This is a genomic window from Rhizobium sp. 2MFCol3.1 (assembly GCF_000377565.1).
Classification (GTDB): Bacteria; Pseudomonadota; Alphaproteobacteria; order Rhizobiales; family Rhizobiaceae; genus Rhizobium.
Genome location: NZ_KB898370.1, coordinates 49,957 through 74,302, shown reverse-complemented (window position 1 = coordinate 74,302; position 24,346 = coordinate 49,957). Strand labels below are relative to the sequence as shown.

21 protein-coding genes and 1 pseudogene are annotated in these 24,346 nt (G+C 63.9%); 9 read left to right on the top strand and 13 right to left on the bottom strand.

Annotated features, from left to right (window positions below):
* Positions 1–106: 106 nt before the first annotated feature.
* Positions 107–2,287: an adenylate/guanylate cyclase domain-containing protein gene (locus D460_RS0126015; protein WP_018901540.1), complete on the top strand. Its 2,181-nt coding sequence runs from the start codon at positions 107–109 to the stop codon at positions 2,285–2,287.
* A gap of 592 nt (positions 2,288–2,879) precedes the next feature.
* Here the strand turns inward: D460_RS0126015 and D460_RS36920 are convergent.
* A pseudogene (locus D460_RS36920) lies at positions 2,880–3,821 on the bottom strand (FecR domain-containing protein); the annotation flags it as partial.
* A 226-nt stretch (positions 3,822–4,047) separates the two neighbouring features.
* Between D460_RS36920 and ubiG the strand changes: the two are divergent.
* Positions 4,048–4,794, top strand: coding sequence for a bifunctional 2-polyprenyl-6-hydroxyphenol methylase/3-demethylubiquinol 3-O-methyltransferase UbiG (ubiG, locus tag D460_RS0126005; protein ID WP_018901538.1), 747 nt, complete (start codon positions 4,048–4,050; stop codon positions 4,792–4,794).
* Positions 4,795–4,815: 21 nt separating this feature from the next.
* Here ubiG and D460_RS0126000 read toward each other — a convergent pair whose 3' ends face one another.
* The 5 genes from D460_RS0126000 to D460_RS0125980 form a co-directional block, all read right to left on the bottom strand.
* Positions 4,816–5,397, bottom strand: coding sequence for a DUF3291 domain-containing protein (locus D460_RS0126000; RefSeq protein ID WP_026283557.1), 582 nt, complete (start codon positions 5,395–5,397; stop codon positions 4,816–4,818).
* A 272-nt stretch (positions 5,398–5,669) separates the two neighbouring features.
* A complete protein-coding gene (locus tag D460_RS0125995) occupies positions 5,670–6,098 on the bottom strand; it encodes a DUF1178 family protein (protein ID WP_018901536.1) in 429 nt (142 codons plus the stop codon).
* Positions 6,095–6,952 (bottom strand): carbon-nitrogen hydrolase family protein, encoded by an 858-nt coding sequence (locus D460_RS0125990; RefSeq protein ID WP_018901535.1) that lies wholly within the window; start codon positions 6,950–6,952, stop codon positions 6,095–6,097. The genes D460_RS0125995 and D460_RS0125990 overlap by 4 nt, the downstream gene beginning before the upstream one ends.
* Positions 6,953–6,961: 9 nt before the next feature.
* Positions 6,962–7,219 (bottom strand): glutaredoxin 3, encoded by a 258-nt coding sequence (gene grxC, locus D460_RS0125985; RefSeq protein WP_018901534.1) that lies wholly within the window; start codon positions 7,217–7,219, stop codon positions 6,962–6,964.
* Between the two features lie 31 nt (positions 7,220–7,250).
* Positions 7,251–8,024: a ComF family protein gene (locus D460_RS0125980; RefSeq protein ID WP_026283556.1), complete on the bottom strand. Its 774-nt coding sequence runs from the start codon at positions 8,022–8,024 to the stop codon at positions 7,251–7,253.
* 76 nt (positions 8,025–8,100) lie between these two features.
* On the opposite strand from D460_RS0125980, the gene D460_RS0125975 reads away from it, so the two are divergent.
* On the top strand, positions 8,101–8,985 hold the full coding sequence (locus D460_RS0125975; protein ID WP_018901532.1) for a methyltransferase domain-containing protein: 885 nt from the start codon (positions 8,101–8,103) through the stop codon (positions 8,983–8,985).
* 25 nt (positions 8,986–9,010) lie between these two features.
* On the opposite strand, the gene D460_RS0125970 is transcribed toward D460_RS0125975, so the two are convergent.
* The 6 genes from D460_RS0125970 to D460_RS0125945 form a co-directional block, all read right to left on the bottom strand.
* On the bottom strand, positions 9,011–9,184 hold the full coding sequence (locus D460_RS0125970) for a Flp family type IVb pilin (protein ID WP_018901531.1): 174 nt from the start codon (positions 9,182–9,184) through the stop codon (positions 9,011–9,013).
* 60 nt (positions 9,185–9,244) lie between these two features.
* On the bottom strand, positions 9,245–9,562 hold the full coding sequence (locus D460_RS0125965; RefSeq protein ID WP_018901530.1) for a hypothetical protein: 318 nt from the start codon (positions 9,560–9,562) through the stop codon (positions 9,245–9,247).
* A 123-nt stretch (positions 9,563–9,685) separates the two neighbouring features.
* A complete protein-coding gene (gene mutT / locus D460_RS0125960) occupies positions 9,686–10,099 on the bottom strand; it encodes an 8-oxo-dGTP diphosphatase MutT (RefSeq protein ID WP_018901529.1) in 414 nt (137 codons plus the stop codon).
* Positions 10,096–10,878, bottom strand: coding sequence for a GNAT family N-acetyltransferase (locus D460_RS0125955; RefSeq protein ID WP_018901528.1), 783 nt, complete (start codon positions 10,876–10,878; stop codon positions 10,096–10,098). The genes mutT and D460_RS0125955 overlap by 4 nt, the downstream gene beginning before the upstream one ends.
* Positions 10,879–10,885: 7 nt before the next feature.
* Positions 10,886–12,127: a bifunctional glutamate N-acetyltransferase/amino-acid acetyltransferase ArgJ gene (gene argJ / locus D460_RS0125950; protein WP_026283555.1), complete on the bottom strand. Its 1,242-nt coding sequence runs from the start codon at positions 12,125–12,127 to the stop codon at positions 10,886–10,888.
* Between the two features lie 67 nt (positions 12,128–12,194).
* The gene (locus D460_RS0125945) at positions 12,195–13,085 is read right to left on the bottom strand and encodes a peptidylprolyl isomerase (protein ID WP_018901526.1); all 891 of its coding nucleotides are present in this window, start codon (positions 13,083–13,085) and stop codon (positions 12,195–12,197) included.
* A 245-nt stretch (positions 13,086–13,330) separates the two neighbouring features.
* Between D460_RS0125945 and secA the strand changes: the two genes are divergently transcribed.
* From secA to D460_RS0125920, 5 genes are all read left to right on the top strand, one after another.
* Positions 13,331–16,039 carry a preprotein translocase subunit SecA gene (secA, locus tag D460_RS0125940; RefSeq protein WP_018901525.1) on the top strand — a complete coding sequence of 903 codons (2,709 nt, stop codon included), beginning with the start codon at positions 13,331–13,333 and terminating at the stop codon, positions 16,037–16,039.
* A 172-nt stretch (positions 16,040–16,211) separates the two neighbouring features.
* Positions 16,212–16,838, top strand: coding sequence for a C39 family peptidase (locus D460_RS0125935; protein WP_026283554.1), 627 nt, complete (start codon positions 16,212–16,214; stop codon positions 16,836–16,838).
* A 26-nt stretch (positions 16,839–16,864) separates the two neighbouring features.
* Positions 16,865–17,956, top strand: coding sequence for a D-alanine--D-alanine ligase family protein (locus D460_RS0125930; RefSeq protein WP_018901523.1), 1,092 nt, complete (start codon positions 16,865–16,867; stop codon positions 17,954–17,956).
* Positions 17,957–18,066: 110 nt separating this feature from the next.
* Entirely contained in the window at positions 18,067–19,479 is a 1,413-nt protein-coding gene (locus D460_RS0125925; protein WP_018901522.1) for an oligosaccharide flippase family protein, read from the top strand.
* Positions 19,480–19,483: 4 nt separating this feature from the next.
* A complete protein-coding gene (locus D460_RS0125920) occupies positions 19,484–20,761 on the top strand; it encodes a GNAT family N-acetyltransferase (RefSeq protein WP_018901521.1) in 1,278 nt (425 codons plus the stop codon).
* Positions 20,762–21,434: 673 nt separating this feature from the next.
* Here the strand turns inward: D460_RS0125920 and D460_RS0125915 are convergent.
* Positions 21,435–23,072 carry an AMP-binding protein gene (locus D460_RS0125915; RefSeq protein ID WP_018901520.1) on the bottom strand — a complete coding sequence of 546 codons (1,638 nt, stop codon included), beginning with the start codon at positions 23,070–23,072 and terminating at the stop codon, positions 21,435–21,437.
* A 219-nt stretch (positions 23,073–23,291) separates the two neighbouring features.
* Between D460_RS0125915 and D460_RS0125910 the strand changes: the two genes are divergently transcribed.
* Complete coding sequence (locus D460_RS0125910) at positions 23,292–24,272, top strand: aldo/keto reductase (RefSeq protein WP_018901519.1); 981 nt, start codon at positions 23,292–23,294, stop codon at positions 24,270–24,272.
* Positions 24,273–24,346: the final 74 nt, after the last annotated feature.

Below are 24,346 nucleotides of genomic sequence, written 5' to 3'. Positions count from 1 at the left end.
CGCCGAACGCCCGAAAGACGCAGTTGCGTCACGCCCAGGAAACGGGCAGCCTAGAGCATGTCGCGCGAAAGTGTGAAGCGGTTGCAGGCTCGGGGGCCGGCCGATCATGACACGCATGCAGAAAATCGGCGTGGTTCTCGGCCTTGCGCTCGTCGCGAGCTTCACGCTGCTGCGCGCCACCGATCCGCCGCTCTTGCGCCAGATCCGCGACATCACCTTCGACGAATACCAGCGCATCACCCCGCGCAAGTTCGAAAACACACCGGTCCGCGTCATCGATATCGACGAGGCGTCGCTCAGGGAATTCGGCCAGTGGCCATGGCCGCGCGACCGGCTGGCGCTTCTGGTGCAGCGCCTGTCCGACATGGGAGCGGCGGCCATCGCCTTCGACGTGCTCTTCGCCGAGGCCGACCGCCTGTCGCCGCGCTCCATCATGCGCGATGTCGCCGGCATTGATCCGACGCTTCTTAGCCGCCTACCAGATAACGACCAGCTGTTCGCGCAAGCCATCGCCGACAAGCCCGTGGTCCTCGGCTTCGGCCTCTCCATGGACGGCAGCTACAAGCCGCCCGTCAAAGCGGGCTTCGCCTTTACCGGCGAGAGCCCGTTCAACGCTCCACCGCGCATGACGGCGGCAACGCCGGTGCGCCCGCAATTGCAGATCAACGCCACCGGCCTCGGCCATATCAGCCTCAACCCCGGCACCTATTCCGCAACAGTCCGCCGCGTGCCGCTGCTGCTCAGCGATGGTCAGCAGCTCTATCCCAACCTCGCGCTGGAAGCGCTTCGCGTCGCCCAGGGCGCCTCGACCTATATCGTCGCGGCCGCCCCCGATATCCCCGACACGCTGACCTCGATCAAGGTCGGCGACTTCGTCGTGCCCGTCACCTCGTCCGGCGAGCTCTGGCTCTACACCAGCCCCGATATCGCCGATCGCTACATCTCCGCCGGCAAGGTGCTGGCGCCCGACGGGCCCGCGCCCGAAGTCGCCGCAGCCGTGCAGGGCAGCATCCTCTTCGTCGGCACCTCGTCTGCCGGCCTGCAGGATATCCGCACCACCGCGCTCGGCGAAAACGTGCCCGGCGTCTCCATCCATGCGCAGACCGTCGAGCAGATACTCTCTGGCCACTTCCTCTCGCGGCCGGATTGGGCCGATGGCATGGAGATCCTGCTGATCGCGGTGTTTGGCACCTGCCTCGTCATCGTCACCACCTTCGTCAGCCCCGCCGTCGGCCTCGCCTGGGGCCTGATCGTCACCGCGCTCGCCTTCGCGAGCTCGTGGTTCGCCTTTTCCCGATGGGGTCTGCTGTTCGATCCGCTCGCCCCGATCGTCGCCGCGTCGATCATCCATTTCGCCGCCACCTCCTTCCGCATCCTGGTCATCGACCGCGAGCGGCGCGAGGTGCGCAAGGCATTCGGCCAATATCTATCGCCCTCGCTGCTCCACCGCATCGAGCACAATCCGGATGCGCTGCGCCTCGGTGGCGACGATCGCGAGCTGACGGTCATGTTCGTCGACGTCAGGGGGTTCACGACGCTGAGCGAGCGCCTGCAGCCGGCCGAGGTCGTCCGCTTCCTCAACACGCTGCTCGATGCGCTGAGCCGCCATGTGGTGGCCAATGAGGGCACGCTCGACAAGTTCATCGGCGACAGCATCATGGCCTTCTGGAACGCGCCCGTCGATGTCGCCGACCATCCCGTCAAGGCCGTGCGCGCCGCCATTGCCATGCGCGAGACGCTGGCGACGCTGAACGCGACCGACGCCTTCGGCTTCGGCGACGAATACCAGGTGGGGATCGGCATCGGCATCCACACGGGGCTCGCCTGCGTCGGCAACATGGGCGCCGAAAGCCGCTTCAATTATTCCGCCGTCGGCGACGCGGTGAATGTCTCGGCCCGCATCGAGGGCTGCTGCAAGGAAGTCGGCTTCGATATCCTGGTGTCCGAGACGACAGCCGCAGCCCTGCCGCACTTCGCCTTGCTCGATGCCGGCTCGCTCGGCCTCAAGGGCAAGAGCACCCGCACCCGGCTCTACGCCACGCTGGGCGACGAGACCGTCGGCCTGTCCGCGACCTTCGCGCTGCTTGAGACCGCGCATCAGGCCTTGGTCGAAGCCTTCGCCACCCGCTCAACGGACAGCCGCAAGCTGCTCGCCCGTGTCCGGCAGCGGGCGCAGCCCTACCCGGCAACACTGCCGGAATTCTACCGCCGCCTCGCCCGCCGCGGCGATCATTTCAGGGAAACACCGACCGAAGACCCCGCCCCGCTATCGGAGCAGGCGTCGTGAAGATCGCAATTGTCAGGAAGAACTCGGCCTAGTCGCCGCTATCACCGTTGTCGTGATTACCGCCGCCGCTGCGGTCGCGCATATGGCGCCCACCTCCGCCCTGCCAGCCACCACCTTGGTCGCCGTTGCGGCCATGCCAGCCGCCACGATGCCCGCCCGAGCCGGCCCCATCGCCGCTCCCGGCGCCATTGCCAGCCCCGGTCCCTGCACCGCCCTGGCCACCATCACCGGCAGCGGGCTCTGCCCCGCCGGCCTGCGTCTGACCACCATTCGCCGACGAAGCACCACCCTGTGGCCCGTCGTGATGCCCGCCATGCCCGTTGCGCTCGCCATTGCCGCCATCGGAACGGCCCCCACGATCCCGACCTCCATGATCCCGGCCGCCATTGTCCCGACTTCCGCGATCTCGATCGGCATGATCGCGACCTCCATCACGAGTGGCACTGCCGCGATCGGCGTGATCCCGCGCACCGTGATTGTCGCCACCACGATCGCGCGACCCTTCATGCCGGTTACTCCAACCGTCGCGCGGTCCATGCCCATTTTGGCCGTCGTGATTCCCGCTGCGCTGACCCCAGCCACCGCCGTCGTTGCCCCGGTCGTGATGCCCATCGCGATCCCCTCCGCGTCCGCCCCAATGGCCGTAATCCCTGTCGCGGTCATTGTCGCGGTCATGGTGGTGATGATTGTCGTCCCTGTCATGGTGATGCTTGTCGGGGCGATGATGCGGCTTGTCCGGTTTATCCGGTTTTCCCGGCTTTTGCGGTTTGTCCGGCTTCTGTGGCCGGTCCGGTGTCTTTGGCGGCGCCTGCTGCGGCACGGGCTCCCGGGGCGGAAACAGCGTCGGCACCGGCGTGCTTTCTTGCGGCCGATCCTGCCGGTCGGCGCGGATGCTGCGCAGGCCGCAAGTAGTGCGAATATTGCCGAGCGGGCCCGACAGTTGCTGGTTTCCCGAAAGGAACGGCAGCGCTTTGTTGTTCCTCAGCGTCCGCAATGTCGTCTCGTCGACCTTGCGCGGATCCGACACGCCGCCGCCGCGCGAGGCGATCACGCAGTCGCACTGCTCGCGCAGCTGCTTGCATCCACCGGCGCCGCAAAACTGCGCCGAGCCGTTGAGAAGCACCATCGCCGTCGTGCCGTTCGGCGCGACATAGACGTCGAACGCCGTACCGCGCACGCCGATCGTTCCGGCTGGCGTCACGATCGAATAGGCCGACGAGGAGGAATTGCCGCTGATCCAGCGAAACGTGCCCTTCGCCGCCTTGATCGTCAGCTTCTTGACCGAGTTGGCATCGTCATAGACGTAGCTGTCGATCACCACCGACGACCCGGCGCCGACGGCAAGCTTGGTCCCATCCCTAAAGACGAATTGACCAAGCCCGCCGATCGAGGTGCGGATGCGTTCGTCGCGATGAACAGGGTCCTTGACCACCAGAGGCCCGTTTCCCCCAGCCACCTCTGTCTTGATGAGAGTCGCCTCGCCGACCGCAACCTCCGCGTACGCCGGAAACGGGAAACACAACGGAAAACACATGGACAGGCCGAGCATGGCGGCCAATGCATTACGCGCACGCAACATCGCCCTTACCCTCAACAATACATTAACTATATCACAATGTGTTGATGTATGTCGCCTTATCCACTTGTAGTAGCCAAGCGCGAAAGCCGGGCACTACCGCGACCACGCGACACCGCCTCTGGCTCTTGACTTCCCGCACCGTTCGTCCGACTTCACTCTTGATCAATCAAGGAGCATGACCATGACGGAAGCGGCGAAGAGCACCATCGACCAGAGCGAAGTGGACCGCTTTTCGGCCATGGCCGCCGAGTGGTGGAGCCCGACCGGCAAGTTCAAGCCGCTGCACAAGTTCAACCCCGTTCGCCTCGCCTATATCAGGGACAAGGCAGCCGAGAACTTCGGCCGCGATCCGCGCTCGGCCCGCCCGCTGGAAGGCCTGCGGGTGCTCGATATCGGCTGCGGCGGCGGCCTGTTGTCGGAGCCGGTCGCCCGCATGGGCGCGACCGTTATCGGCGCCGACCCGTCCGAAAAGAACATCGGCATCGCCTCGACCCATGCAAAGGCGTCGGGCGTGCCGGTCGATTACCGCGCGGTGACGGCCGAACAGCTGGCCGAGGCCGGCGAGACCTTCGATATCGTGCTGAACATGGAAGTGGTGGAACACGTCGCCGACGTCGATTTCTTCATGACCACCTGCGCGAAAATGGTCCGCCCAGGCGGCCTGATGTTCGTCGCCACCATCAACCGCACCATGAAGGCCGCGGCGCTGGCCATCTTCGCCGCCGAAAACGTCCTGCGCTGGCTGCCGCGCGGCACCCACCAGTATGAGAAGCTGGTGCGTCCGGAAGAGATCGAAAAGCCTGTCACATCGGATGGCCTGACGATCATCGACCGCACCGGCGTGTTCTTCAATCCGCTGTCCAACCAGTGGAACCTGTCGCGGGATATGGACGTGAACTACATGCTGCTCGCCAAGCGCGAGGCATAAGCGCACCCGCCAGCATTTCGCCTAGACTTTCAAGGTCCTGACATGCGCAAGCAGATCGGCTTGCGTCTCGGCGTTGCGCGCCGCTAGTTCCTTGACGCGGCCGCGGTCGATCTCCACAGCCGCCCCATCAGGCCCAAAGGGTATCTTGAATGTGAAGGCCCGCGCGCTCGGCCCGTGATCGGCCAGATGCTCGAAGCGCTCGACGGCCTCGGCCCAATCAGGCCGATGATGCGGCCCCACCCACCAGAGAACGAGCGGCGGCCATGATGGTTTGACGTTCCAGTTGCGCGCGTGCTTCAGCGCATCGGCATGCACGCCGTCATAGCTGAACGCCATCAGCGATTCGATATCGGCCCAGAGCGACAGGGACGATGGCGCGCTATCGAAACCGCTACCCTCGATGAAACGCGGAAAGACCTGCGGCCCCCAGCTTCGTGCGCCCGGCTCGCCGGCATAGCCGGAACGGCCGACAAAGCCGCAGGCGCGCCGCGCGGCCTCGAAATTGGCGGGTTCGCGCAGGCGAAAACCCTCGACGGCGTCGCTCTCGAAGGGCGCCACGTGCAAACCGAAGTTATACATCGCAAGGCGCGCTTCAGAACTCATTCTAGAGCCTTTCCTGGTTAGATTGCAGCATTCTGTTGCCTCAAACGGAGTCGGATGGTCGTCCGGCCGGCGCGCGTCGTAGCCCACGCATACGGCCAAGCCGGCCGGTCGATCAGGCGGCCCGTTTCAGGCAACCCGCAGGGCCGGGCATCTTTCCGCCAGGATCAAAGGCGATCGGCTCGACCGTACCTAGGGGTATGCCCTTCGCCAATCGCCTTTGCCCTTACGAAAATCTGCTCCGGCAGAATGCTACAATCTAACCAGGAAAGGCTCTAGTGCACGTCGTCGGGAAGCACGGGAAGCGCTGCGATCTCGATGCCTTCGTCGAGAAGCGCCTGCGCCTCATCCGGCGTCGTCTGGCCGATGATCCCGCGCGCATCGGCTTCGCCGTAATGTATCTTGCGCGCCTCCTCGGGGAAGCGTTCGCCCACATCCTCGGAGTTGGCCTTGATCGCGGTCACCGCCTCCTTCAGCTTCTGGAACGCCTCGCGACGCACGGCATCCATGGCAACCGTCTGCATCTGGTCCTTCTTGCGCGCGGTCGAGACCGACGGCGCCATCAGCACCTTGGAGACGGCGGCAGAATTGCAGGTGGGACAGGTGAGAAAGCCGGACGCGACCTGGCGGTCGAAATCGGCGCTTTCGGAAAACCAGCCTTCGAACTCATGGGCATTGTCACAACGCAGCGAATAACGGATCAAGCGGCCACGCCTCCGGACACATCGCCGCCAACCGTCTCGATCGAGAACTCGCGGGCATTCTTCAAATTCGGGATCTTGTCGCGCGCGGCCTTCACGGCGGCTGGATCGATCTCGGCGATCACGATCGCCTCACCGGTGCCGCCAGCGGATGCCAGGATCTTGCCCCAGGGATCAATGATCATCGAGTGCCCGAAGGTCTCGCGCCCATCCTCATGCACGCCGGCCTGGGCGGCGGCGATCACGAACATGCCGTTTTCGATCGCACGGGCGCGCAGCAGGATTTCCCAATGCGCCTCGCCGGTCTGACGCGTGAAGGCGGCGGGCACCGTCATCACCTGCGCTCCGGCAACCGCCTGGGCGCGAAACAGCGCCGGGAAGCGAACGTCGTAGCAGATCGCAAAGCCCATCTCGGCAAACGGCAGCGACACCACGCGCGCCTCCTGCCCCGGCCGATAGGCAGCGCTCTCGCGCCAGCTCTCGCCATTGTCGAGATCGACATCGAACATGTGGATCTTGTCGTAGCGGTTGAGAATCTCACCGTCGGGACCGAAGAGATAGCCGCGATTGGCAAGCTTGCCGTCCTCGAGCGCGATCGCGGTGGAGCCGACATGCACGTAAATCTGCAGTTCGCCGGCGAGCTCGCGCGCGGTGCGAACGATGATGTCGTTGGCCTCGTCGCGCAGGTGCAGCTTGCCGGCGGCGCGGTCGCGCTGCAGCATCCCGGTCATTTCGGGCGTCTGCACGTAGGTGGCGCCCGAGGCGGCAGCCTCGCGCACCAGCCGCGCCATGGCGGCCGCGTTGCGCTGCGGATCGATACCCGAACACATCTGAATGGCGGCGGCCTTGAAGGTCATCGGCTTGTCCTAAGCGGCCAGCAGCAGGTCGAGCTTGCCCGCACGCTCCAGCGCATAGAGATCATCGCACCCGCCGACATGCTTGTCGCCTATGAAAATCTGCGGGAAAGTCGAGCCGCCATTGGCGCGCGCGATCATCTCGGCGCGGAAGGCCGGGGTGGACGTCGCATTGTGCTCGACGAAATCGACACCCTTCTCGGAAAGAAGAGACTTGGCGCGAACGCAAAAACCGCAGCCATCGCGCGTATAGATCGTAACCGGTACCATCGTAACTCCAGACAAGGCAGTAATCTCCCTGTCATATAGTTTCGGATAGCGCCCTTGCAAAGGTCAAAACCGTGATATCGGCCGCACCCGCGCGGCGGAGCACCTTGGCAGCCGCCGCCACCGTCGCGCCGGTCGTATAGACATCGTCGACCAGCACCAGCCGTTTTCCGAACACATCGCCCTCGCGTCCCTTGGCGATCGCAAAGGCCCCGCGCACATTCTCCTGCCGCGCTTTAGCACCGAGGCCGACCTGCTGGCGCGTGCGGCGAACGCGCAGCAGCGTCGCGGACAGCAGCGGGCGCCCGGCCTGCTTCGCCATGTGGCGCGCCAGCTCCGCCGCCTGATTGAACCGGCGCGACAGGATGCGTGTGCGATGCAGCGGCACCGGCAGGATCGCGTCGCAGCGCTCGACGGCGCCATCGGATGCCCTGAGCATCCACGCCGCCATCATCGGCGCCAGATCGGTACGGTCTCGGTATTTCAGCCCATGCACGAGATTGCGCACCGCCTCGTCGTGAAAGGCCGCCGTGCGCAGGCGGTCGAAAGGCGGCGGGTCGGCGATGGCGGCCGCACTCAAAATGCCCGGGCCGAGATCATGCGAGAACGGAATGCCGAGAACCTCGCAATAGGGCCGCTCGATGAAGCGCAACGCCGACCAGCATTTTGGGCAGACGCCGCGATGCTGTCCCGTCGATACCCCACAGACGGCGCAGGCGGGCGGATAGATCAGGTCGACCATAGCCGAGAGCGGACGCCTCAGCGCCCGGTCGATCCCCGCCAAACCTTGCCACCCGCGCAACCCCATGGCGAAACGATAGCGCATTTCGCGCAACAGGAAAATCGCCTTGCCGCCCCGGCCTGGCAGGATTATTGACGTCGGCATGGACATCATCTTCGACACGACAAGGATCGCGGCGAACCGGCATCGCGCGCTTCGCAACAACGATCCGAAGGCAAGCTTCCTGCTCGATATCGCAGCCGACGAACTGGGCGAACGCCTTGCCGTCGTCGAGCGCACCTTCGAGCATGCCGTCGAACTGCACGGCGCAACCGGCTCGGCCGCCCGCGCCGCCAAGGCCACCGGCAAGGTCGGCAGCCTCACCCGCGTCGAAAGCGAACAGGCCTATGCCACGTCCGACGATGCCTTTATCGAGGCGCCGCTGGAGATGGTGCCGCTGGAGCCGCAATCGGCCAATCTGGTGATCGCGCCCTTAAGCCTGCACCTGACCAACGACACGCCCGGCGTCTTCATCCAGATCCGCCGCGCGCTGCGCCCCGACGGGCTGTTCCTCGCCGCCATTCCAGGCTCCGGCACGCTGCAGGAACTGCGCGAGGTCCTGCTCGCCACCGAGATCGAGATGACCGGCGGTGCCAGCCCGCGTGTCATTCCCTTTGCCGATGTCCGCGATGTCGGCGGCCTGATGCAGCGCGCCGGTTTCGCGCTGCCGGTCATCGACGCCGAGACCTATACGGTGCGCTACGATTCCATCTTTCCGTTGATGCGCGATCTGCGCGCCATGGGCATGACCAACCCGCTTGCCGAGCGCAGCAGCAAGCCTTTGACGCGCGCCTTCTTCATGCGCGCCGCCGAGCTATACGCGGAGCGCTATTCCGATCCGGATGGCCGCATCCGCGCGACCTTCTCGATCATCTATGTCTCGGGATGGGCGCCGCATGAGAGCCAGCAGAAACCGCTGCGGCCGGGCTCGGCGAAGGTCAGGCTCGCCGACGCATTGAAGGTCGAGGAGCACAAGCTCAAGCAGTAGGGCTGCTCGCCAGCCCTAGCGCAGCTCAGGTCAGCGACGGGATCTTGCTTGCGATGTAGGTAAAGACGTTGTTCAGCGATCCGCTAAGCGCGCCGACGCCGGTGATGATCGCGGTGGCGATCAGGGCGGCGATCAGGCCGTATTCGATGGCGGTGGCGCCATTGCGGTCAGTGACAAATGCTTTCAGAAGTCTCGTCATTCGTCCCTCGTCGCTCGACATCACAGTCGATTTCTTTGCTTCGCCTCAGGCCCCAGGCCCTCAGCAGCCAACACCGCTTCCATAGCCCTGCACCACGCAGACGGAGCCCGGCGTATCCTGCAGCACGCTGCGACGGATCGTGTAGCGCTTGCCGTTTTCGCTCTTCGGGATAGAACCCGTCGTGATGGAATCGAATTCAGACGGCGCGCTGGCGAAGACGCTCGACTTCGACTTGTCGGCGAGCATTGGTGTCAGGATCAGCGTCAGGGCCACGACGGCCGTGCCGAACAGCAAGGCGATGTTCAGCGCCCCCGTCTTGCGCGAGGAAACCGAAGCCTGCTCTTTCTCCCGAACTGCTTTCCAGAAATCGTCGTCCATGCGTCAAGCCTTCTACACACACGCCAGTTGCTTGATTGAGGCCGATCTTTGCCAGAATCTGTTAAACGATCGATTAATATCCACAGCCAGATTGGCACAGAAAAAGTTATAAAATAGAAATTTCTAAAGTAAGTCTTGCAGGATGGGGATCAGCGGCTCATCGGCCGGCGGCATGGGGTAATCGCGCAGCGCTTGCGGCTTCACCCACTTGATCGCCTGCCCTTCGCGGCCAACAGGAATGCCCTCGAAACGACGGCAGACGTAAAGCGGCATCAGCAGGTGGAATTTCTCGTAGGTGTGGCTGGCGAAGGTGAGCGGTGCCAGGCACGCGAGCTTAGTCGTGATCCCGAGCTCTTCGTGGAGCTCGCGCACCAGCGTCTCTTCCGGCGTCTCGCCCGGCTCCATCTTGCCACCGGGAAACTCCCAGAGGCCGGCGAGCGACTTGCCTTCAGGCCGCTGCGCCAGAAGGATCCGGCCATCCGTGTCGATCAACGCGCAGGCGACGACGAGGAGAATGCTGTGGCCAGTACCGCTCATCGGCAAATATCCCGCCGCCAGTAGGAATAGCGATAGGCTTCGACGAAACCGAGCCGTTCGTAGAGCGTGATCGCAGGCACATTGCCGGTCTTGACCTGCAGCCAGGCCGAGCGGGCGCTGCGCATCCGCGCCCAGCGCAGAGCGGAAGTCAAAATCTCAAGCCCGAGCCCCTCGCGGCGACGCGACGGCGTGACGGAGAGCGACATGATGCCGGCCAGATCGTTGTCCTGCACGCAGAGCACGGTCGCCAGCGGCCCCGTTTCCGGATCTTCCACCATGAACAGGCCGGATGGCGGCTTGATCGCGTTGATGACTTCGGCGAGTGCCGGCTTCAGCTTCGTCGACACCTGGTCGGTCGCCAGATTGGCGTCCACGAAGCGGCTGATGTCATGCGTCGGCAAATGATCGAGCGTATCCGGCAGGTCGGCATTGGCGAGATCGCAGGTCATGACGATGGTTTCGTCGAACGGCGTCCAGCCCTCGGCCTTCACCAGATCGACCAGCACAGGCGAGGCCAGCGGCGTCTGCCTGAGCACGGCCGGGCGGCCATAGGCCTCGAACTTGCGGCTCGCTTTGGCCAGCCTGATCTCGACGTCGCGATGGTCGGACGGATCGAGCGGCACGATCGAGTTCAGCCGGTTCGACGGATGCCCCGCCGTCAGCCGCACCTGCCAGCTGCCGTCGTAGACAACCGACGAGGCAGGCCAGGCCCGGAAACCGACGGCTTCCAGCCTGCGCACGAGCGGCAGATTTGCCTTCTTGGGGAATGCTTCAGTCAATGAAAAATCAGCTCCGGTAGTCACCGTTGATGGCGACATACTCCTTTGTGAGGTCGCACGTCCAGACCGTTGCCGTACCGTTTCCGAGGCCGATTTCGACCTTCACCGGAATGTCCTGCTTTTTCATGACGTTGGAGGCGGCCTCCTCCGAGTAGCCGGCATCACGTTCACCGTTGACGGCAACGCGCACGTCGCCGAACCAGATGGCGAGGCGATCGCGATCGGCCATTTCGCCTGATTTGCCGACGGCCATGACGATACGGCCCCAGTTGGCGTCCTCGCCGGCGGCGGCGGTCTTGACCAGCGGCGAATTGGCGATGGAGAGCGCGATCACCTTCGCGGCGGCATCGCTTTCGGCGCCCGTCACGGTGATCTCGAGCATCTTGGTGGCGCCTTCGCCGTCGCGCACGACCTGCAGTGCCAGATCCTTGAGGAGATCGTTGAGCGCGGCGCGGAACGACGAGAGGCGCGGATCGTCAGCCGTCTCGACGCGAACCTGGCCGTCTTCGGCGGCCGCACCCGTTGCAAACAGCATCAGCGTGTCCGAGGTCGAGGTGTCGCTGTCGACGGTCATCGAGTTGAAGGTCGGATCGACACCGGCGGACAGCATGGATTGGAGCGCTGCCGGCGCGATGTCGGCGTCGGTGACGACGAAGGAGAGCATCGTCGCCATATCAGGCGCGATCATGCCGGCGCCCTTGGCGATGCCGTTGATCGAGACCGAAACGCCGCCGATCTCGGCCGTGCGGGTCGCGACCTTCGGATAGGTGTCGGTGGTCATGATCGCCTTGGCGGCCTCGAACCAGAAATCGCCGGTAGCGTCGGAATAGAGCGTGTCGAGCACGCCGGAAAACTTGGTGGCGTCGAGCGGCTCGCCGATGACGCCGGTGGAGGCGAGGAAGATCTCGCTCTCGCTGCAGCCGACGGCAGCGGCCGCAGACTTGGCGGTGAGCGCGGTCGCTTCACGACCCTTGACGCCGGTAAAGGCGTTGGCATTGCCGGAATTGACGACCACGGCGCGCGCAATGCCGCCGCTCAGGTTGGCGCGGCAGAAATCGACAGGGGCCGACGGGCACTTGGAACGGGTGAAGACACCGGCGACGGCCGCCGGCTTGTCAAACACCATCATCAGGACGTCGGTGCGGTTCTTGTACTTGATCCCCGCCGAGGCGGTCGCCATGCGAACACCGCGTAGTGCTGGCATGGACACGAAGGTTTTGGGAGCGAGCGGGGAAACGGAACCGGACATGATCATCGACCTGGCATGAAAGGGGATACGGAAGGGCCCGGAAAAACCGGGCCCTCGATGGATATTGTTACTGCTGAGCCGGCGCTGCTGCGGGCGCGTCACCCGGCTGCGGCTGCTTGTTGGCGTCGTCATAGCCCTTGCGCAGCGCCTCGTCCGTGATGTCGATCTTGGACTTTTCCTTGGCGGAGGCGAGAAGCGCAAGATACTTGTCGCGCATGACGAGCTGACGAACCTGATCCTTGACCTGGTCGTAAGCCGGAGGAGCGGCGTCGCGCTTATCCTCGACGAGGATGACGTGGTAGCCGAAATCGGTCTTCACCGGGGTCTTGGTGTAGGCACCCTTGTCGAGCGCGAAAGCCGCGTCTTCGAATTCCTTGACCATGCGGCCCTTGGTGAAATAGCCGAGATCGCCGCCGTCAGCCTTGTTCGGGTCGGTGGACTTTTCCTTGGCGAGGTCGGCGAAGTTCTTGCCGGCGTCGAGCTGCTTGATGACGTCCTTGGCTTCGTCTTCCGTCTTCACCAGGATGTGGCGGGCGTGAACTTCTTCCTGCTTCGGAAGAGCCGCTACTTCCTTGTCGTAGCGTGCCTTGACTTCAGCGTCGGTCACGGTGTCGACAACGTGCTTCTTGAAGTAGGCGTTGTGCAGTTCGCGATCGGCGAGGTACTGCATGCGCTTTTTGAACTCAGCCGACTGGTCGAGCTTCTCAGCGGCCGCGTCCTTGGCGAGCAGCTTCACGTCGATGGCAGCGGAAAGAGCTGCGACCTTCTTCTGGTCGTCAGGCAGCTGCGCCAGCTGCGGATCGAGGTTGGCGATCGCCAGGTCGAGTTCCGACTGGTGGATCTCGACATCGCCGACCTTGGCAACGACGGCGTCAGCGCCATCCTGTGCCCGCGCCGGCGCCTGGAAGGCGACGAACGTGGCGAGTGCCATCACGGCGATTCTGTTGTAGTTCAACATCAAACATTCCTTCACAGTTAACCCACCGGCTTCAACTTCTTGAATCCTGCCCTGAACAGGCATCAACACTGGAATGTGGCCTTTCTATATCAGCCAAATCCGTTGACATCATTCGACCCCCCTCTTATCTGTCACGCAACCTCGCGTCCAGAAAAGTTTCCTGGCGTTTCGATACGTGCGCCCGAAATTCGGCCGGGCCGCCCTTACGAGAAGCCCGGGATGAATATTCAGAAAGGACCAGTCGTATGGTCAGCTTTGGCGGCATCGCCCGCAAACTATTTGGCTCCGCCAATGATCGCCGCGTGCGGTCCTTCCAGCCGAACGTCGCCGCAATCAATGCGATTGAGGAAAAGACCAAGGCGCTGTCCGACGAACAGCTCGCCGCACAGACGGTGGAGTTCCGCAAGCTGCTCGCCGAAGGCAAGACGCTCGACGACATCCTCGTCCCGGCCTTCGCCGTCGTGCGCGAAGCATCGCGCCGCGTGCTCGGCATGCGCCCCTTCGACGTCCAGCTGATCGGCGGCATGATCCTTCATTCCAACGCCATCGCGGAAATGAAGACGGGTGAAGGCAAGACGCTGGTCGGAACGCTTCCCGTCTATCTGAACGCGCTGTCGGGCAAGGGCGTCCACGTCGTTACCGTCAACGACTACCTCGCCCAGCGCGACGCGGCCACCATGTCGCGCCTTTACAGCTTCCTCGGCCTGACCACGGGCGTCATCGTCCACGGCCTGTCGGACGAGGAACGCGCGGCGGCCTATGGCTGCGACATCACCTACGCGACCAACAACGAACTCGGCTTCGATTATCTGCGCGATAACATGAAGTACGAGAAGGGCCAGATGGTTCAGCGCGGCCACAACTACGCCATCGTCGACGAAGTGGACTCGATCCTCGTCGACGAAGCGCGCACGCCGCTGATCATCTCGGGTCCGCTCGACGACCGCTCCGATCTCTACAACACGATCGACACCTTCATCCCGCTGCTCGTCGAGAGCGACTACGAAATCGACGAAAAGCAGCGCTCGGCCAACTTCTCCGAAGAAGGCACCGAGAAGCTCGAAAATCTTCTGCGTGAAGCCGGCCTCTTGAAGGGCGCCAGCCTCTACGACATCGAGAACGTCGCGATCGTCCACCACGTCAACAACGCGCTGAAGGCCCACAAGCTCTTCACCCGCGACAAGGACTACATCGTCCGCAACGACGAGATCGTCATCATCGACGAATTCACCGGCCGCATGATGCCGGGCCGCCGTTATTCGGAAGGCCAGCACCAGGCGCTGGAAGCCAAGGAACATGTGAAGATCCAGCCTGAGAACCAGACGCTGGCGCAGATCACCTTCCAGAACTACTTCCGCATGTACGACAAGCTCGGCGGCATGACCGGTACCGCGCAGACGGAAGCGGAAGAATTCGGCAACATCTACGGTCTCGACGTCGTCGAAGTACCGACCAACCTGCCGATCCAGCGTATCGACGAAGACGACGAGGTCTACCGGACCTTCGAGGAGAAGTACAAGGCGATCATCGCCGAGATCGCGGATGCGCAGAAGCGCGGCCAGCCGGTTCTCGTTGGCACGACCTCGATCGAAAAGTCCGAACTGCTCGCCGAACTCATGCGCAAGCAGGGCTTCAACAACTTCCAGGTTCTGAACGCCCGCTACCACGAGCAGGAAGCCTATATCGTCGCCCAGGCCGGCGTGCCCGGCGCCGTCACCATCGCCACCAACATGGCGGGTCGCGGTACCGACATCCAGCTCGGCGGCAACCTCGACATGCGTGTCGAGCGTGAGCTCGGCGAAGTCGAGGAAGGTCCGGAGCGCGACGCCAAGATTGAGGCGATCCGCGAAGAGATCAAGCAGCTCAAGGAAAAGGCGCTGGCCGCCGGCGGCCTCTACGTTATCGCCACCGAACGCCACGAAAGCCGCCGTATCGACAACCAGCTCCGCGGCCGTTCCGGCCGTCAGGGCGACCCGGGCCGCTCGAAGTTCTACCTCTCGCTTCAGGACGACCTGATGCGCATCTTCGGCTCGGACCGCATGGATTCGATGCTGACCAAGCTCGGCCTCAAGGAAGGCGAAGCGATCGTCCATCCCTGGATCAACAAGGCTCTGGAACGCGCGCAGAAGAAGGTCGAAGCCCGCAACTTCGACATTCGTAAGAATCTGCTCAAGTACGACGACGTTCTGAACGACCAGCGCAAGGTGGTCTTCGAACAGCGCCTCGAGCTGATGGAAGCAACCAACATCTCCGAGACCGTTTCCGACATGCGTCGCGAAGTGATCGAGGACCTGGTTCAGAAGCACATTCCCGAGCGCGCCTATGCCGAACAGTGGGATGCCGTCGGCCTCAAGGAGCAGGCCAACGCGCTGCTTAACCTCGATCTGCCGATCGAGGACTGGGTCAAGGAAGAAGGCATCGGCGAAGACGATATCCGCGAACGCCTGACGGAAGCGGCCAACGCCGTCTTCACCGAAAAGGCCGAGCGCTTCGGCGACGACATCATGCACTACGTCGAGCGTTCGATCGTCATGCAGACGCTGGACGCGCTGTGGCGCGAGCACATCGTCAATCTCGACCACCTGCGTTCCGTCGTCGGTTTCCGTGGCTACGCCCAGCGTGACCCGCTGCAGGAATACAAGTCGGAAGCTTTCGAGCTCTTCAACACGTTGCTCAACAGCCTCCGCCAGGCCGTCACCGCCCAGCTGATGCGTGTCGAACTGGTGCAGCAGGAGCAGCCGGAACCGCCGGCCATGCAGGCGCACCACATCGACCCCAATACCGGCGAAGACGAGTTCGGCTCGGTCTACCAGGCATCGGAAGTCATCGTTGCGCCCGAAAACCGCAACCCCGACGACCCCGCAACCTGGGGCAAGGTCGGCCGCAACGAGGTTTGCCCCTGCGGTTCGGGCAAGAAGTACAAGCACTGCCACGGTGCCTTCGAACAGGCCTGAGACCTGATCGAGACCTGAGATCGAAGCCCTCGCGACCTGGACGTCGCGAGGGCTTTTTCATGCGTGCCGCTCACAACTTCCAATTTCATGATCCGCTCGAAATTCAGCCGCAAAACAGTCGCTTTGTTCGCCGAGCTTGCGCCGATATCAGAATTGATTTCAGGGACACGCGATGAACCGCACCGCTAATAAGGCCCCCTATTTCAGCCAGTGGGAAACGGCGTCGATGACGCTCTCCGTGCTGGAGCGCGGCGCTTCCGCCTTGCTCGATGATCCGCTCTGGCAGCGATCCGGCGCCGACAGCGTCGAGGAATATGCGCGCTGGTCCGTCAACATCTGCGGCATGGCCTGCCTGAAGATGATCCTCGCCGCCAGGGGTGAACACCACCGCATCATCGATCTCGCGCGCGGCTGCACCCGCTTTGGCGGCTATGTCGTCAACGCGGAAGACCAGTCGATCAAGGGGCTGATCTACGCGCCCTTCGTCACCTATGTCGGCGAAACCTTCGGCCTCGACGCGAAAACCATCACCGGCCTGCCGACGGCAGACATCGCCGATGTCCTCAAGGACAACGCCTTCTTCATCGCCTCGGTCAACAGCCAGATCCGCTGGCCGGACCGCCAGCCGCCCTCGAAGGGCGGCCACCTCGTGCTGGTGACGGCCGCAGGCGCCGATACCATCCGCTTCCACAACCCATCCGGCCACGACGAAGCCAGCCAGGCCGACGTCGAGCTGCCGATCGAGATCTTCGACCGCTTCTTCGCCAATCGCGGCGTCGCGATCCGGCTCGACCAATAACAACGATCCAAGGGGACCCATCCGCCATGCCGACACAGCCCGCCCGCCCAACATCGTCGCGCCCGCGCATCGCCATCCTCTTCGGCGGCCGCTCGCCGGAGCACGACGTCTCCATCCTCTCGGCGACCAATGTCGTCGCAGCACTCGCCGCCGAGCGCTACGACGTCCTGCCGATCTTCGTGACCAGGGAAGGACAATGGCAGCTTCTGCCCAAGGGCACCGCGCTGTCGGCTGCCGCCAAGGTCGAGGAAGCCGTCGAGGTCAGCCTTCTGCCCGGCGGCCAGGGCCGCATGCTCGCCATCCCGCAAGGCGCGCAGCCCTATGAAGTCCCCGCGATCGACGTCCTCTTTCCCGTTCTGCATGGGATGCACGGCGAGGACGGCTCGATCCAGGGTCTGGCATCCGTTGCCCGCGTGCCGCTCGCCGGCTGCGGCCTGCTCGGATCGGTGACCGCGATCGACAAGGACATCGCCAAGCGCCTGCTCCGGGAAGCCAGCCTGCCCGTCGCGAAAGCGCTCTGCATCGAGGAAGACAGCGTACCGTCCTTCGATATGGCCGCACGCCAACTCGGCCTCCCTCTCTTCATCAAGCCCGCCCGCCAGGGCTCCTCGGTCGGTGTCAGCAAGGTCAGGACACCAGAAGATTTCGCCGCCGCGCTTGCCGAGGGCTTCCGGCACGACAGCAAGCTTCTCGCCGAGGAATTCATCGCCGGCCGCGAGATCGAGTTCAGCGTGCTCGAGCACGCGAATGGCGAAATCACCGTCTCGCTGCCAGGCGAGATCGCGCCGGCCGAAAGCCACGGTTTTTACAGCTACGAAGCGAAATATATCGACGAAGCAGGTGCAGCGCTCCGCGTGCCCGCGCAGCTGCCGAAGGAGACCGAGGACGAACTGCGCAAGACCGCGCGCCAGGCCTTCAAGGCGCTCGGCTGCGACGGCATGGCCCGCGTCGATTTCTTCCTGATGCAGGACATGTCCTTCGTGGTCAACGAGCTCAACACCATCCCCGGCTTCACCAATATCAGCATGTACGCCAAGGCGATGGCGGCATCGGGCGTCAGCTACGCCGAGGTGCTGGATGTCCTGATAGACAGGGCGTTCACGCGCGGCGGCGGCTGACGCTCTGAGTTGGGGACAGGTTAAGCCGAAGAACCCGGTCACAACCGTTTCTTAACCGTGTCATGCCACTACTCTAGGCACGATTTGCCAGAGAGTTTTGCGTGTCCATTATGGCGGTCATCGAGACGGCGGAGAAGATGCTACCGGCGAGCCTGCGTCCTGCGGGCGGTCGCCTTCTTCGCATGCTCAGCGATATCATGACGAAGCGCGGCGAAAAGGCCGCCGCACAGCGCATGGCGCTGACTGCCTTCGCCATCCGCGTCATCAGCGCCGCCCTCGCCTTTCTCTCGCAGATCATCCTGGCCCGCCTGATGGGCGAGTACGAATACGGCATCTTCGTCTTCGTCTGGGTGCTGATCGTCCTCTTCGGCGATCTCTCCTGCCTCGGCTTCCACACAGCAATCGTCCGCTTCCTGCCACAGTACAAGGCATCGGGCGCCTTCGAGGAAATCCGCGGCCTGACCGGCACTGCCAGGATCTTCGGCCTGCTGTCGGGCACCGCGGTGCTCGCCATCGGCATGATCGGCCTGCATCTCTTCGGCGATCGCATCCAGAGCTATTACGTCGTACCGATCTTCCTCGGCCTGCTCGCCATGCCGATGATCGCGCTGGGCGACATATTGGAAGGCACCTCGCGCGCCAACCACTGGCCCGTCATGGCGCTGAGCCCCGTCTATATCATTCGCCCGATCCTGATCATCACCTGCATGCTGGTCGCGATCGGCCTCGGCGCGCCGCATACGGCGGTCACCGCCATGCAGGCTGCGCTGGTCGCAACCTACCTCACCGCGCTCGGCCAGTATGTCGCGACCCTCATCCGCCTGCGCCGGCACTATCACCAGGGTCCGAGCAAGATCGATTTCCTGAGCTGGCTAAGCGTTGCCTTCCCGATCTTCCTGATCGAGGGCGTCAGCTTCCTGCTCACCAATTCCGATGTCGTCGTCGTCGGCATTTTCCTGGAACCGCACGAGGTCGCCATCTACTTCGCCGCCGCAAAAACCATGGCGCTGGTCCACTTCATCAACTTCTCGGTCAAGGCCGCCTCCGGCCCGCGCTTTTCCAGCATCATCGCCGAAGGCACCCGCGCCGAACTCGCCGCTGCCGCCTTCGATGCCGCCAGATGGACCTTCTGGCCAGCGCTGGCGGTCGGCCTCGTCGTGCTCGCGGCCGGGCACCTGCTGCTGTCGCTCTTCGGCGGCGCCTTCACGGCAGGCTATGTGCTGATGGCGATCTTGCTCGCCGGCATTCTCGCCAAGGCGCTGGTCGGTCCCGCCGAAACGCTGCTGATGATGGCCGGAAAGCAGAATATCTGCGTCGCGCTCTATGCCAGCGCGCTGACGGCAAACGTCGCCCTCAACATTCTCCTCATCCCCCATTTCGGCATCGAGGGCGCGGCGATCGCCACGGCCTCCGCCATGGGCGTCGAGGCGGTGCTCTTGCATCTCGCAGTCCGCCGCACGCTCGGCATCGCCCTCTTCGCCTTCGCCAGACCGGCCAGCGCCGGCAACGATATGGAAGCCTGACAGTATGGTGCGCAATCCTCCCGGAACCCAGACCACAGACTCGACCGCCAACCGCATGGTCCACGAGCTGGCATCGCTGGAATTCGATGCACCGCAGGCCGAAGCCCGCGTCGAGATCGGCCGGCCCGGCCGCGAACTCTGCGTCTATTCCGGCAAGCTCGGCTACGATCTTCAAGACGAACTGGATTTCCTCTCCAACCGCGCGCTGGAGCCCAATGTCTTCTTCACCGGCCGCTTCCTGGCGCCCGCCATGCCGCGCCTCGATGACCGCGAGGTCAACTTCGCGCTGCTGCGCGACCAGAACGAGACCCGAAGCCGCCTGCGCGTGCTGATGCCGTTTTCGGTCGAAAAGCCGGGCTTCGCCGTCGGCCCCTCGATCATCCGCGTCTGGGCCAACAGCTTCGCGCCGCTCGGCACGCCGCTGCTCGACGGCGAGGATGCCGCCGAAACCCTCGACAATTTCCTCGAAGGTCTCACCGCCCGCGACCTGCGCATGCCCGGCATCCTGGTGCTGCCGGATCTGCGCCTGAACGGCATCTTCGCCCGCATGATCCGCGCCGTCGCCATCGGCCGCAACCTGCCGATCACGACCACCAACCCCTATCTGCGCCCGATGCTGCAGAGCGACGAGGACGCCGTCGCCTATCTGCGCCAGTCGGTCTCCTCCTCCCACATGCGCGAGATGCGCCGGCAATGGCGACTGCTGGAGGAGAAGGGCACCGTCGTCTACAACGTCGCCCGCCAGCCGCGCGACATCCATATGCGCTTCGAGGAGTTCCTGGCGCTCGAGGCCGGCGGCTGGAAGGGCAAGAAGCGCAGCGCGCTGGTCACCGACCGCCTGCACATGGCCTTTGCCCGCGAGGCGATCTCCAACCTTGCCGCCGTCGACGCCGTGCGTATCCACTCGATCGACTTCAACGGCAAATCGATCGCCTCCACCGTCGTCCTGATGATGGGCGGCGAGGCCTATACGTGGAAGACCGCCTATGACGAGACCTACGCCCGCTACTCGCCGGGCAAGCTCTTGATGGGCGAACTCACCGAATGGCACCTCGACGACGCCAACATCGTCCGCTCTGACTCTTGCGCCGTCCCCGACCATCCGATCATGAGCCGCTTCTGGCAGGAACGCGAAGAGATGGGCACCGTCGTCATCGGCCTCAACCAGAACGCCGACCGCGACGTCCGCCAGGTCGCCACACAGTTGCATCTCTACAGCAGCACCCGCAACGTGGCGAAGATGCTGCGGCAGAAGATCATGTCGCTGGCTGGGCGGGGGTGAAGTGTGTGGGCCTCGAGAGCGGCCCCATTTGATGCCGACGGTAAGCCGTCGTTGAAGTCGTGCCGTGTGATACCCCCCTCTGCCCTGCCGGGCATCTCCCCCACAGGTGGGGAGATTGGCTGGCCGCGCCCGCTCGCTCCTGCCTCAACGTTTGGCGACGACCTCACCACGAGTCGATCTCCCCCCTTGTGGGGGAGATGCCCGGCAGGGCAGAGGGGGGTATCACGCGGTAAAAGCTGAATGAAAGGCAGCGGCAACACGGAGTGCCAACCACACACCACAAATCCCCGCGCCGGAGACCTCTCCGCGACGGCATGACAGACTGGGAATGGGCAGGCAACGTTTGGTATAGAGTATGATTGTCAGGCAATACCGCCTGCCCAGATCATATCAAGGCTTCCGGATATCCAGGCCGACAGGAGCGTCTCTCGGCCTTTCGCTTCCGGATGGATGCGAGGTCCTGACGACCCGATCATCCACCTTTCAACAACCATCACCGGACGCCGGGCTTGCGCCCTGATGTGTCAGATCCGGTTCGCGGCCCGGCTCCCTGTCCAATGACGCCATCAGTATCGGCCGGACAGATTCAGCGGGGATGAATGGGGAAAACCAAATAAGCAAGTGGCTGATATCGCGCCGTTTTCTTACACCTCGCAAGATTATTATCCCCGCCCTACCCCTCACCCACCGCCCGCTCCCGCAGCATCCGCCGGATCACCTTGCCCGATGTCGTCAGCGGCAGCGCGTCGACGAACGCCACCTCGCGCGGATATTCGTGCATCGACAGCCGCATCTTCACCCAGTCGCGGATATCCGCCGCCAGCGCGTCGCTTGCCTTAAACCCCGGCGCCAAGACCACATAGGCCTTGACGATCTCGGTGCGCAGCGCGTCGGGCTTGCCGACCGCCGCTGCCATCTGCACGGCCGGATGGCCGGTCAGGCAGTCCTCGATCTCGGCCGGGCCGATGCGGTAGCCGGATGAGGTGATGACGTCGTCGTCGCGGCCGAGAAAGGTGACGTAACCGTCTTCGTCCTGCCGGCCGAGATCGCCGGTCAGCAGCCAGTCTCCGGCGAATTTGCGCGCGGTCGCATCCGCGTCGTTCCAATAGCCTAGAAACATTACCGGATCAGGCCGCGCGATGGCGATCTGGCCGACCGCGCCCGGCGCCAGCACCGCGCCGGCCTCATCGACGATCGCCACCTTATGGCCCGGCACAGCCTTGCCGATCGCCCCCGGCTTGCTCACGCCAAGCGCGGCATTCGAGGAGAGCACGAAATTGCACTCCGTCTGCCCGTAGAATTCGTTGACATTGATGCCAAGCGTGCGGCTCGCCCAATCATGCGTCTCCGCCCCCAGCGCCTCGCCGGCAGCACCGATGGTGCGGAGCGTGAGATCGTATCGCTCACGCGGATCGGGTACCGATTTCATCAGTCGCAAGGCCGTCGGCGGAATGAAGCCGTTGCGCACCCTCATCTCGGCCATGATCCTGTAGGCCATGTCGGCATCGAATTTCTGCGCCGGCGACGAGACCACGGGCACGCCGAGCATCAGGCTGGGCAGCAGCGCGTTCAGCAGCCCACCCGCCCAGGCCCAGTCGGATGGCGTCCACATCCGGTCACCCGGTTGCGGAAAATTCTCATGCGCGAACTGGATGCCCGGAATATGGCCGGCCAGCACCCTGTGCCCATGCAGCGCCCCCTTCGGCGCGCCTGTTGTGCCCGAGGTGAAGATCATCAGCGCCGGCTCGTCCGGCCCGGTCGGCGGCACGTCGAAACGGGGCGCATGGCGCTCGACAAGGCTGGTGAAGGAGACGACATCATCGCCATCTTCTGCGGCATCGACGCTGATCACCGTCTTGAGCTCCGGCAGCCGGTCGCGGATCTCGTGGATCCGCTCAAGCCCGAAGCCGTTGGTCACCACGGCTGCCGCGCCCGATGTCTTCAGCCGATATTCCAGCGCTTCGACGCCGAAGAGCAGCGCCAGCGGCACCGCGATCGCGCCCATCTTGTAGATCGCCATATGGGCGATCACGGTCTCGAAGGATTGCGGCAGAAGCAGCGCCACCCGATCGCCTTTTGTCAGACCGAGCGCGACGAGCCCATTGGCAAGCGAGGCGGAACGTGCCGCAACCGCGCCATAGCTCATCGACAGGTGATTGCCATCCGGGCTGAAATGCTGAAGACAGATCCGCTCCGGCTCGCGCGCCGCCCAATCGTCCGAGCACACCCGGCCGATGTTGAAATCCTCGGGGATCGTCCAGGCGAAATCGCGGTAGAGATCGTCATAGCGAGCGCGCGGCGGCAGCTTCATGGGCGCAGGATCATCGATGGGGTCTCGGTCTCGGGGCAAAAGTCCGTTTATGCTGCAGCAGCTAACACCGTGGGCGCGGCTCACGCAAGCGTGAAGCCCGGATCACCCTTCCCACCCCGGGGAACGCATGGTTGTTTGCTGCAGCCGCTGCCAATCTGGCGGGTACCGCCCTAGATAGGGGTAGCGCCAGGGTTTCTTTTCTCATCACGGAGCGATTTCATGGAATACGTCAAATTCGGCGGCACCGGCCTCGAAGTCTCGAAGATCTGCCTGGGCTGCATGACCTTCGGCGAGCCCGGCCGCGGTAATCACAGCTGGACGCAGGCCGAGGAGCCGAGCCGCGCGCTGATAAGGCAGGCGCTCGAAGCCGGCATCAATTTCCTCGACACCGCCAACACCTATTCCGACGGTTCGTCCGAGGAAATCGTCGGCCGAGCGATCAGGGATTTTTCGCGCCGCGACGAGATCGTGCTCGCCACCAAGGTGTTCAACCGCATGCGCCCCGGACCGAACGGCGCCGGCCTGTCGCGCAAGGCGATCTTCGACGAGATCGACAACAGCCTGAAGCGCCTCGGCACCGACTATGTCGACCTCTATCAGATCCACCGCTTCGACCCGACGACGCCGATCGAGGAGACGCTGGAAGCGCTGCATGATGTCGTGAAGGCGGGCAAGGCGCGCTATATCGGCGCGTCGTCCATGCATGCCTGGCAGTTCGCCAAGATGATCTACACCTCAAGAGCCAATGGCTGGACGCCCTTCGTCAGCATGCAGGACCACCTGAACCTGCTCTACCGCGAGGAAGAGCGCGAGATGCTGCCCTTCTGCCAGGATCAGAAGATCGCCGTCATCCCTTGGAGCCCGCTGGCGCGCGGCCGCCTGACCCGCGACTACGACGAGAAGACCGCCCGCAGCGAGACCGACGAATTCGGCAAGACGCTCTACCAGCAGGCCGAGGATGCGGACCGCACGATCATCGGCAAGGTCGGCGATCTCGCCAAGAAACACGGCGTCTCCCGCGCCCAGATCGCCACCGCCTGGATCCTGCAAAAGAGCGCCGTCACCGCCCCGATCATCGGCGCCTCAAAATCCGGTCATATCGACGACGCCGTCGGCGCTCTCTCGGTCAAGCTCTCGGCCGAGGATATCGCGGCGCTGGAAGAGCCCTACGTGCCGCACCGCGTCGAGGGCTTCAAGTAAGGCTGCCGGACACCGGCCTGCCTCACTCAGGCAGGCCGACGACCCTTCCCAAGATATCGCCCCTTGAGGATATC

Bases quoted from the DNA above. Each gene is read 5' to 3' on its own strand.
- grxC (WP_018901534.1), bottom strand. From the start codon at position 7,219: ATGGTACCGGTTACGATCTATACGCGCGATGGCTGCGGTTTTTGCGTT.
- D460_RS0125920 (WP_018901521.1), top strand. From the start codon at position 19,484: ATGGTGCGCAATCCTCCCGGAACCCAGACCACAGACTCGACCGCCAAC.
- D460_RS0125970 (WP_018901531.1), bottom strand. From the start codon at position 9,184: ATGACGAGACTTCTGAAAGCATTTGTCACTGACCGCAATGGCGCCACC.
- mutT (WP_018901529.1), bottom strand. From the start codon at position 10,099: ATGAGCGGTACTGGCCACAGCATTCTCCTCGTCGTCGCCTGCGCGTTG.
- D460_RS0126015 (WP_018901540.1), top strand. From the start codon at position 107: ATGACACGCATGCAGAAAATCGGCGTGGTTCTCGGCCTTGCGCTCGTC.
- D460_RS0125910 (WP_018901519.1), top strand. From the start codon at position 23,292: ATGGAATACGTCAAATTCGGCGGCACCGGCCTCGAAGTCTCGAAGATC.
- D460_RS0125935 (WP_026283554.1), top strand. From the start codon at position 16,212: ATGAACCGCACCGCTAATAAGGCCCCCTATTTCAGCCAGTGGGAAACG.
- D460_RS0125965 (WP_018901530.1), bottom strand. From the start codon at position 9,562: ATGGACGACGATTTCTGGAAAGCAGTTCGGGAGAAAGAGCAGGCTTCG.
- D460_RS0126000 (WP_026283557.1), bottom strand. From the start codon at position 5,397: ATGAGTTCTGAAGCGCGCCTTGCGATGTATAACTTCGGTTTGCACGTG.
- D460_RS0125975 (WP_018901532.1), top strand. From the start codon at position 8,101: ATGGACATCATCTTCGACACGACAAGGATCGCGGCGAACCGGCATCGC.
- D460_RS0125925 (WP_018901522.1), top strand. From the start codon at position 18,067: ATGGCGGTCATCGAGACGGCGGAGAAGATGCTACCGGCGAGCCTGCGT.
- argJ (WP_026283555.1), bottom strand. From the start codon at position 12,127: ATGTCCGGTTCCGTTTCCCCGCTCGCTCCCAAAACCTTCGTGTCCATG.
- D460_RS0125945 (WP_018901526.1), bottom strand. From the start codon at position 13,085: ATGTTGAACTACAACAGAATCGCCGTGATGGCACTCGCCACGTTCGTC.
- secA (WP_018901525.1), top strand. From the start codon at position 13,331: ATGGTCAGCTTTGGCGGCATCGCCCGCAAACTATTTGGCTCCGCCAAT.
- D460_RS0125915 (WP_018901520.1), bottom strand. From the start codon at position 23,072: ATGAAGCTGCCGCCGCGCGCTCGCTATGACGATCTCTACCGCGATTTC.
- D460_RS0125990 (WP_018901535.1), bottom strand. From the start codon at position 6,952: ATGACCTTCAAGGCCGCCGCCATTCAGATGTGTTCGGGTATCGATCCG.
- ubiG (WP_018901538.1), top strand. From the start codon at position 4,048: ATGACGGAAGCGGCGAAGAGCACCATCGACCAGAGCGAAGTGGACCGC.
- D460_RS0125980 (WP_026283556.1), bottom strand. From the start codon at position 8,024: ATGGGGTTGCGCGGGTGGCAAGGTTTGGCGGGGATCGACCGGGCGCTG.
- D460_RS0125930 (WP_018901523.1), top strand. From the start codon at position 16,865: ATGCCGACACAGCCCGCCCGCCCAACATCGTCGCGCCCGCGCATCGCC.